The following is a 7,229-nucleotide window of genomic DNA, read 5'->3' as shown; positions in this document are numbered from 1 at the left end:
TCATCACAGAAGGCTGAGGCCTTGCCCGGCCGGCGTCACTGTCGCGCGCCCACCGGCTCCTCCTGTTGCACCTCCTCCTGCTCGCCGGTCCCGAGCATCGCGCGGACCTCGAACTGCTCGTACACGTCGGCGGCGTCTTCTTCGCCACGGCTCATCACGGTGCCGAGCCAGCCCAGCAGGAACCCGGCCGGTACGGAGACGATGCCCGGGTTCTGGAGGGGGAAGAAGGCGAAGTCCGCGTCGGGATAGAACGACGTGGGCGTCGAGGAGACGACGGGGGAGCAGATGACCAGCATCACGGAGGCGGCGAGACCTCCGTACAGGCTCAGCAGGGCGCCGCGTGCGTTGAAGCGACCCCAGAACAGGCTGTAGACCATGGTCGGCAGGATGGCGGACGCGGCGATGGCGAAGGCCAGGAACCCCAGGCTGGCGGTGTTCGTGCCCCACGCCAGCAGCGCGAGGAGCATGCCGAGGACCCCGATGACGACGGCGGACAGCCGGGCCGCGTTCAGCTCCTCGGTCTGGCTCGCCTTGCCCTTGCGGATCACCTGCCCGTACAGGTCGTGTGCGAGCGAGGATGCCGCGGCGAGCATGAGCCCGGCCGCGACGGCCATCAGGGTGATGAACGCCAGACAGGAGATGAGTGCGGTGAGTACGGCGCCGCCGATGGAGTTGGCGAGCAGCAGTACCGCCGCGTCGCCCTTGGCGTCGACGTCCGCGATGGAGTCGCGGCCGACGATCGCTGTCGCACCCAGGCCGAGCACGCCCGCCGTCAGACACACGAAGCCGACCAGGCCCGTGGCCCACAGCACCGATCGCCGCAGCACACGGGTGGCGCGGGGAGCGAGCAGACGCATCGTCATGTGGGGGAGTGCCGCCAGGCCCAGCGCGATGGCGATCTGCAGGCTGAAGAAGTCGAGCTTGCTGGTCGTACTGCCTCCGTAGCGCAGCCCCGGCTCCAGGAACCGCTGCCCCATGCCACTGCCGTCGGCTGCGGCACCGAGGAGGCCGTTGAGGTTCCAGTTGTAGCGGTGCAGCACGATGATGGCGGTCACCGCGACGCCCACGATCAACATGACGGCCTTGACGATCTGGAGGAAGGTCGCGCCGGGCATCCCGCCGAGCGCCACGTACAGCACGATCAGGGTGCCGATGAGCGCGACGCACATGGTGCGGGTGGTGGCGCTCGGCTCGCCGATGAACTGGGTCAACAGGGCGATGCTGCCGACGAGTTGGGCAACGATGTAGAGGACGCAGATGATCAGTGTGCAGGCGGCCAGGGCGATGCGTACCGAGCGCTGGCTACGGGGCAGCCGCAGGGCGAGTGTGTCGCCCAGGGTGAACTTGCCCGAGTTGCGCAGGGGTTCGGCGATCAGCAACATCACCATCATCCAGGCGACGACGGTGCCGACGAGATAGAGCAGACCGTCGTATCCGGTCAGTGCGACCAGTCCGGTACTGCCCAGGAGGGTGACGGCGGACAGATAGTCGCCGCACATCGCCAGCCCGTTGCGCAGGGGCGACATGGTCCGGTCGCCCAGGTAGAAGTCGCTGATCTCGTCGCCCTGCGGAGCGGTGATGAGGGCCGAGAACATGCTGACGACCACGACCGACACGAACAGGACGAAGGTCAGCTTCAGACTGGTGCCGCCGACGACGCCCTCGGAGAGGGTCACCATGCGACCGTCGGAGTAAGTCACCACGAACCGAACCGCCTCTGCTGGGGGCCACGAGCTTGCTGGACACGAGCCTGCTCGGCCTCGTCGCGGGCGATCTCCGCCCGCAGACGGTCGACGGCCGGGTCGATCCGCCGCTCCATGTGGACCGTGTACCGCCACGCGGTCACGGCCATCACGGCGAACTGGCCGATGCCACCCACCAGCCCCAGCGTCACATGGCCGAACAGCTCCTGGTTCAGCACTCCGGGCGCGAAGCCCGACAGCAGCACGAGCAGCAGGAAGCCGCCGACCGAGATCAGCAGCGCCACGATCCCGAACGAGCGGTGGGCTCCACGTATGAAGCGGAAGTCGGGATGCGAGGCGACTCTGTTCTCCGCCGCCGGGGCGGGCGGCATCTGTCCGGGTGGGGAGCTGTAGGGCCCGGATGGGGAGCTGTAGGGCGAGCTGGAGTGTCTTGGCATACCGTGCCTTGTCTGAGGCCTTGTGTTCGCGGTCTGAACGCGGAAATTGCTCACTGAATATGCGGGGGACGACTGTTGAACGGGGGTCACTTTTCAGTTCGCACAGGTCAGGAATTCGCCCGAAATGCCACTGAAACCTTGCTTCGGCCGTGCCGGGTGGCCCCGCTGGTGGGGTGGTCAGCGCGGCCGCATCGGATTGTGGCATTCCAGCGTTTCAACAATCAACCGCATCATTGCTATTGGCCGTCGGTGACTCAAATTCAACGCGCGTCACTTTCCCCGCCTCGGCTCCTTCGCCGCGCGTCGTTCACCGGCTCCTCCGCGCAGGGGGCGAGCCGTGGGTGGGACGTGATGTGCAGCACGCACGTACCGGCGCCGTCGGAGCCGGTGGCACGGATTGTGCCTTGCCACGGCTTGATCGCTGATCAAGTGGGGCAAAATCCCTGGCCACAGCCCATTCCGCTCATTTGACACGCCGTCGCGCGCACAGATAAGAAGCAGCTCTCTGGAGGCGGAGAGGTGGACTGTGTACGAGCCGAACGTGGTGGGCGACTGGCAGGAGTACGGCGAGGAGCATGCCGGCCTGCGTGTCCGCGTCCACGGCCTGGAGAAGGCGGAGCCGCCGCGGGGGCGTGACGACGCGGCCGAGGGCCTGACCTACGTCAAATTCCGGGTGACCGTCGAGAACCGCACGACGGCGTACTTCGGCATCCACCTCGAAGACGGCCAGCTCGACGTCCGGGTCGGCGCCGACGGCGAGAGCGCGTTCCTCGACTGGCGGAACTCGCAGTTCATCGAGGGCTTCGACATCTACCCGCTGCGCCGGGTCACGGCCGTCCTGTACGCCGCGGCCGACGAGGCCTGCCTGGGCCAGGTGGACGTCCAGGTCCAGCTGAAGGTCGACGACGAGTGGACCCACCGGTACCTCTGGTCCGGAGGCGTCGACCTGCGCGAGCCGGCCGTCGGCGTCGGCGCCCGCCCCGACAGCGCCGGCGACAGCCTCGCCGCCCAGGTGACGAGCTTCCTCAAGAAGGAAACGGGGCAAGGGCCGACCGCTTGACGCCGGACGGCCCAGATCATCGCGGACTTGTGAGGATGGATCGTTCCGCACTTGTGAGGATCTAGAAAAGGAAATCCTCTCGGCCTTGACAATTCACGCAGATCTTCGGTGAACGCGTCGATCTTTTCCCGGATTTCCAGCAGATTTCTCACGGGCGGCGATTTGTCCGGACAGTTGCGTCATGCCGTATCAAGAACTTCGGAGGCTGCCGCCGCGACGATCTCCGCGACGGTCGCGAGCGCCGGAAAGTCGAGTTTCCACTGCTGCCAGAACAAGGGAATGTCGATCTTCCGGTCCGGCGCCAGATTGACAAGTCGACCCGCGTCCAGCAGGGGCGCGGCCTGAACCTCGGGCACCATGCCCCAGCCCATCCCGGCGGCGACGGCGTCGACGAAACCCTCCGAGGTCGGCACTAAGTGGCGCAGCGAGCTCGCGCCGCCCTGGCCCCGCCGGAGCCCTCGTACGAACCCGTCCTGGAGGTCGTCGCGCCGGTCGAAGCAGACCACGGGCGCGCTGGCGAGGACGTCCCGCAACGGCACGTCCGGCGGGTCGCCGAGCCAGCGCTCCGCGAAGCCGGGGCTCGCCGCCGGGACATAGTTCATACGGCCCAGGCTGCGGACGGAGCATCCGGCCACCGGGTCCGGCGACGAGGTCACCGCCGCCATCACCAGCCCTTCACGCAGCAGCGCGGCCGTGTGGTCCTGGTCCTCGCGGCGCAGCTCGTAGCAGAGCCGCAGCTCCTCGGGCACACGTGTGAGCGCCGGCAGGAACCAGGTCGCCAGCGAGTCGGAGTTCACGGCGATCGACAGACGCGTCGGTTCCTCCGAGCCGGTCATGCCGAGTTCGGTGTGGGCTTCTCGTTCCAGCCGGGCCAGTTGGCGCGCGAAGCGGACGACGACCTCGCCGGACTCGGTGGGCCGCACCGGTTTCGTACGGATCAACAGGACGCGTCCCGTGCGCTGTTCGAGCGCCTTGACGCGCTGGCTGACCGCCGACGGCGTCACATGCAGAGCAGTGGCGGCGGCGTCGAACGTGCCCTCGTCCACGACGGCCAGCAGGGTACGCACCTGATCCAGGGGAAGCTCCGTCATCACGAACACTAATGATACGTAAGAATCTTTAGCTGTACTCCTGCTTCCCGGCTTCCTAACGTCGACGCCGTGACCAACGCCCTGACTGCCGCGGCCGCCGGATTCGGCACCGGCCTCTCGCTCATCGTCGCCATCGGCGCGCAGAACGCCTTCGTGCTGCGCCAGGGCGTCCGCCGGGAGGCGCTGCTCGCGGTGGTGGGCATCTGCGCCCTGTCCGACGCGACCCTCATCACGCTGGGTGTCGCCGGGGTCGGCGCCGTGGTGGTGGCCTGGCCGTCGGCGCTCACTGTGATCGCGCTGACCGGCGGCGTCTTCCTGCTCGGCTACGGCTGCCTCGCCGCCCGGCGGGTCTTCCGGCCCTCGGCCCTGCGGGTGGAAACCGGTTCGGCGGGCTCGCGGCGGCGGGCCGTACTCACCTGCCTGGCGATGACCTGGCTCAACCCGCACGTCTACCTCGACACCGTGTTCCTCCTCGGCTCCGTCGCGGCCGACCGCGGCCCGCTCCGCTGGACCTTCGGCCTCGGCGCGGCACTCGCCAGCCTGTGCTGGTTCGTCGCGCTGGGCTTCGGTGCCCGGCTGCTCAGCGGCTTCCTGGCCCGGCCGTCGGCATGGCGCGTACTGGACGGTCTGATCGCCGCGACGATGATCGCCCTCGGCGCCACGCTGCTCGCCGGGGCGTGAGCCCGCGCGTCCCCGGACCCTGGCGGTCGCCGCGCTGCACGACGGCCACTGCCAGCAGCCCGAGCGCCAGCCCCACCGCCGTCGGCACCCCGAACGGCTCCCCGAACATCAGCGCACCCCACACGGCCGTCACCGGCGCCATCAGGAACATGAGGGTATTCACTTTGGTCACCCCGGACCGGCGCAGGATCAGCCAGTACAGCCCGTACCCGCCGAAGGTGGAAAGGACCACGAGCCAGACCACGGCGCTCCAGAAGGAGGTGCTGGCGGGCGGCACCGCCCCTCCCGTTCCCGCAGCAAGTGCCGTGATGACAACGGCACTTGTGACAGCGTGGACCGTCATCGCCACCGCCGGGCGGACCTCTGTGCGCGAGCGACGGTCAAGAAACGTCGCCGCCACCAGACAGAGCATGCCGGCGAACGGCACGAGATACGCCCACCAGGCGGCGCCCGTCCCGGCCCCGGCGTCGGCCATGGTGACGATGACGACGCCGGTCACGCCAAGGCCCAGCCCGAGCCACTGCGTACGGGAAACCGGCAACCCCAGCAGGGGCCCGGCCAGCGCTCCGGCCACCAGCGGCTGCGTGCCGTCGATCAGGGCCGTCGTACCGCTGGAGACGCCCAGTTCGATCGCGTAGTAGACCGTGAGGAGATAGCCGCTCTGCGACAGCGCCCCGACGGCGACCTGCCGGACGAGGCCACGCGCTGTCAGCCCTCGCCACGACGCCCGCGCCACGGTCAGGGCCACGACGCCCATGACGAGGGCCAGCGGAAGAAAGCGCCACATCAGGAGCGTGACCGCCGACGCGCTCCCCGCCCCGAGCTTGGCCCCGATGAAGCCGGAACTCCAGGCGACGACGAACGCGATCGAGAGCAGGACGTTCACGGCACGAACACCTCCAGGGGTGAGCCGAAACCGACGACGAAAGCGACGGCGAAGGTAGACCGATCTGTATACCTGACATCGAGTATACAGATCGGTCTACTCTGGAGGAATGGCAACCGCGAACACCCCCCGACGCGTACCCCTGACCCCCGGCGCCCGCCGCGCGCTGGCAGCGGCCGGGCGACTGTTCTACGAGCGCGGCATCCATGCCGTGGGCGTCGACCTCATCGCGGCCGAGGCCGGCGTCACGAAGAAGACGCTGTACGACCGTTTCGGCTCCAAGGAGCAGATCGTCGTCGAATACCTGGCTGACCGCGACGAGCGCTGGCGAGCTTTCCTCGCTCCCCGCCTGGACTCGGCCTCCACCCCGCGGGGCCGAGTCCTGGCCGTCTTCGACGCCTCACGGGACTGGATGGAGGCCAACGGTTCCCGAGGCTGCAGCATGGTCAACGCGCATGCGGAGATCGACGATCCGAGCCATCCCGCGTACGCGGTCATCACCGGCCAGAAGGCATGGATGCTCACCCTGTTCACGGACCTCGTACGCCCTCTCGGCCCGACCGCGCCGGACGCGCTGGCGCGCACGCTGATGTTGCTTCATGAGGGTGCCCTGGTGGCTCACGGCCTGCGTATCTTCCCTGGGGCACTGGAGCATGCCCGCGAGGAGGCCCGAGTGCTGCTGCGTGGCACCGCCGACGCGTCGGCATGACGCTGAGCCCGCGGCTCGGACGCGCTGGGGGTTTCTTCTTCAGCCCGAAGCCGAAGCCGAGGCCGAGGCCGAAGCCGTCGGATCCGATGTGGTGGGTGGCGTGCGTGACGCGGTCCCAGAGTTTGCCTTCGCTTGCGGTTCCCGAAGCTGTTCGAGCGGTGCGTCCCTGTCGCGCCGGCGTCTGCGGTACCTAGCGCGCCGGTGTCGCCGTGAGTCCGGTCGGACATGTGCCGGTCGTCCTGCGGCCACCGTTTCGGCGGCGGGTCCTGCCGTCCCGGCTTCCGAAATACACGGCCAAATCGGCGCCCAGATAGCGCTCGGCGGCGTCAGCGGCTTCGCGGGCACAGCGCTTCCCCATCAGCACGCACAGGCTGTAGCCCGTGCTCTCGAAGTTGTCCCGCGCCGCGCGGTCGGTGGGGGCGGCGAGCATCAGGCGTTCCCAGGCCCGGTACTGCTCCAGATGCCTGGCGACCTCGGTTTTGGCAGGCAGCAGCATCTCACTGGTCACCTTCCTCCTCGCGGGTGCGCACGGTTCACCTGGACGGTGTGCGAAGACCGTGCGCGGAGCGGCGCCGACCGGTCACAGCGGCCGAAGCCTTCACTCATGGTGCATGCGACGCAACAGAACGTCCTGTTGTTTCTTGAACGACACGGCGCTCTTG

At 68.5% G+C, this 7,229-nt stretch carries 8 protein-coding genes; 3 read left to right on the top strand and 5 right to left on the bottom strand.

Translation table 11 applies throughout. From position 1 onward, the window contains the following. Window positions 1-35: 35 nt before the first annotated feature. The gene (locus tag ACYVO6_RS17935) at window positions 36-1,679 is read right to left on the bottom strand and encodes a solute symporter family protein (RefSeq protein WP_461062963.1); all 1,644 of its coding nucleotides are present in this window, start codon (window positions 1,677-1,679) and stop codon (window positions 36-38) included. A 17-nt stretch (window positions 1,680-1,696) separates the two neighbouring features. Beyond that, window positions 1,697-2,074 (bottom strand): DUF485 domain-containing protein, encoded by a 378-nt coding sequence (locus tag ACYVO6_RS17930; RefSeq protein ID WP_461062388.1) that lies wholly within the window; start codon window positions 2,072-2,074, stop codon window positions 1,697-1,699. A 592-nt stretch (window positions 2,075-2,666) separates the two neighbouring features. Here ACYVO6_RS17930 and ACYVO6_RS17925 point away from each other — a divergent pair. Then, window positions 2,667-3,200 carry a hypothetical protein gene (locus ACYVO6_RS17925; protein WP_461062387.1) on the top strand — a complete coding sequence of 178 codons (534 nt, stop codon included), beginning with the start codon at window positions 2,667-2,669 and terminating at the stop codon, window positions 3,198-3,200. Between the two features lie 179 nt (window positions 3,201-3,379). Here the strand turns inward: ACYVO6_RS17925 and ACYVO6_RS17920 are convergent, their stop codons facing one another. Continuing rightward, window positions 3,380-4,294: a LysR family transcriptional regulator ArgP gene (locus ACYVO6_RS17920; protein WP_461062386.1), complete on the bottom strand. Its 915-nt coding sequence runs from the start codon at window positions 4,292-4,294 to the stop codon at window positions 3,380-3,382. Between the two features lie 66 nt (window positions 4,295-4,360). Between ACYVO6_RS17920 and ACYVO6_RS17915 the strand changes: the two genes are divergently transcribed. Then, window positions 4,361-4,972, top strand: coding sequence for a LysE/ArgO family amino acid transporter (locus ACYVO6_RS17915; protein WP_461062385.1), 612 nt, complete (start codon window positions 4,361-4,363; stop codon window positions 4,970-4,972). On the opposite strand, the gene ACYVO6_RS17910 is transcribed toward ACYVO6_RS17915, so the two are convergent. After that, window positions 4,872-5,858, bottom strand: a complete 987-nt coding sequence (locus ACYVO6_RS17910) for a DMT family transporter (protein WP_461062384.1) — start codon at window positions 5,856-5,858, stop codon at window positions 4,872-4,874. The genes ACYVO6_RS17915 and ACYVO6_RS17910 overlap by 101 nt on opposite strands. Window positions 5,859-5,967: 109 nt before the next feature. Here ACYVO6_RS17910 and ACYVO6_RS17905 point away from each other — a divergent pair, with 109 nt between their 5' ends. Then, window positions 5,968-6,567, top strand: a complete 600-nt coding sequence (locus tag ACYVO6_RS17905) for a TetR/AcrR family transcriptional regulator (RefSeq protein ID WP_461062383.1) — start codon at window positions 5,968-5,970, stop codon at window positions 6,565-6,567. A gap of 190 nt (window positions 6,568-6,757) precedes the next feature. On the opposite strand, the gene ACYVO6_RS17900 is transcribed toward ACYVO6_RS17905, so the two are convergent. Continuing rightward, window positions 6,758-7,063, bottom strand: a complete 306-nt coding sequence (locus tag ACYVO6_RS17900; RefSeq protein WP_461062961.1) for a DUF5133 domain-containing protein — start codon at window positions 7,061-7,063, stop codon at window positions 6,758-6,760. Window positions 7,064-7,229: the final 166 nt, after the last annotated feature.

This window comes from Streptomyces pseudoechinosporeus, assembly GCF_054783935.1.
Note: the sequence above shows the minus strand (reverse complement) of the source record. Positions and strands in the feature narration are given on the sequence as shown.

Excerpts from the sequence above, each read along its gene's own strand:
- ACYVO6_RS17935 (WP_461062963.1), bottom strand. The coding sequence starts at position 1,679 with ATGGTGACCCTCTCCGAGGGCGTCGTCGGCGGCACCAGTCTGAAGCTG.
- ACYVO6_RS17930 (WP_461062388.1), bottom strand. The coding sequence starts at position 2,074 with ATGCCGCCCGCCCCGGCGGCGGAGAACAGAGTCGCCTCGCATCCCGAC.
- ACYVO6_RS17905 (WP_461062383.1), top strand. The coding sequence starts at position 5,968 with ATGGCAACCGCGAACACCCCCCGACGCGTACCCCTGACCCCCGGCGCC.
- ACYVO6_RS17900 (WP_461062961.1), bottom strand. The coding sequence starts at position 7,063 with ATGCTGCTGCCTGCCAAAACCGAGGTCGCCAGGCATCTGGAGCAGTAC.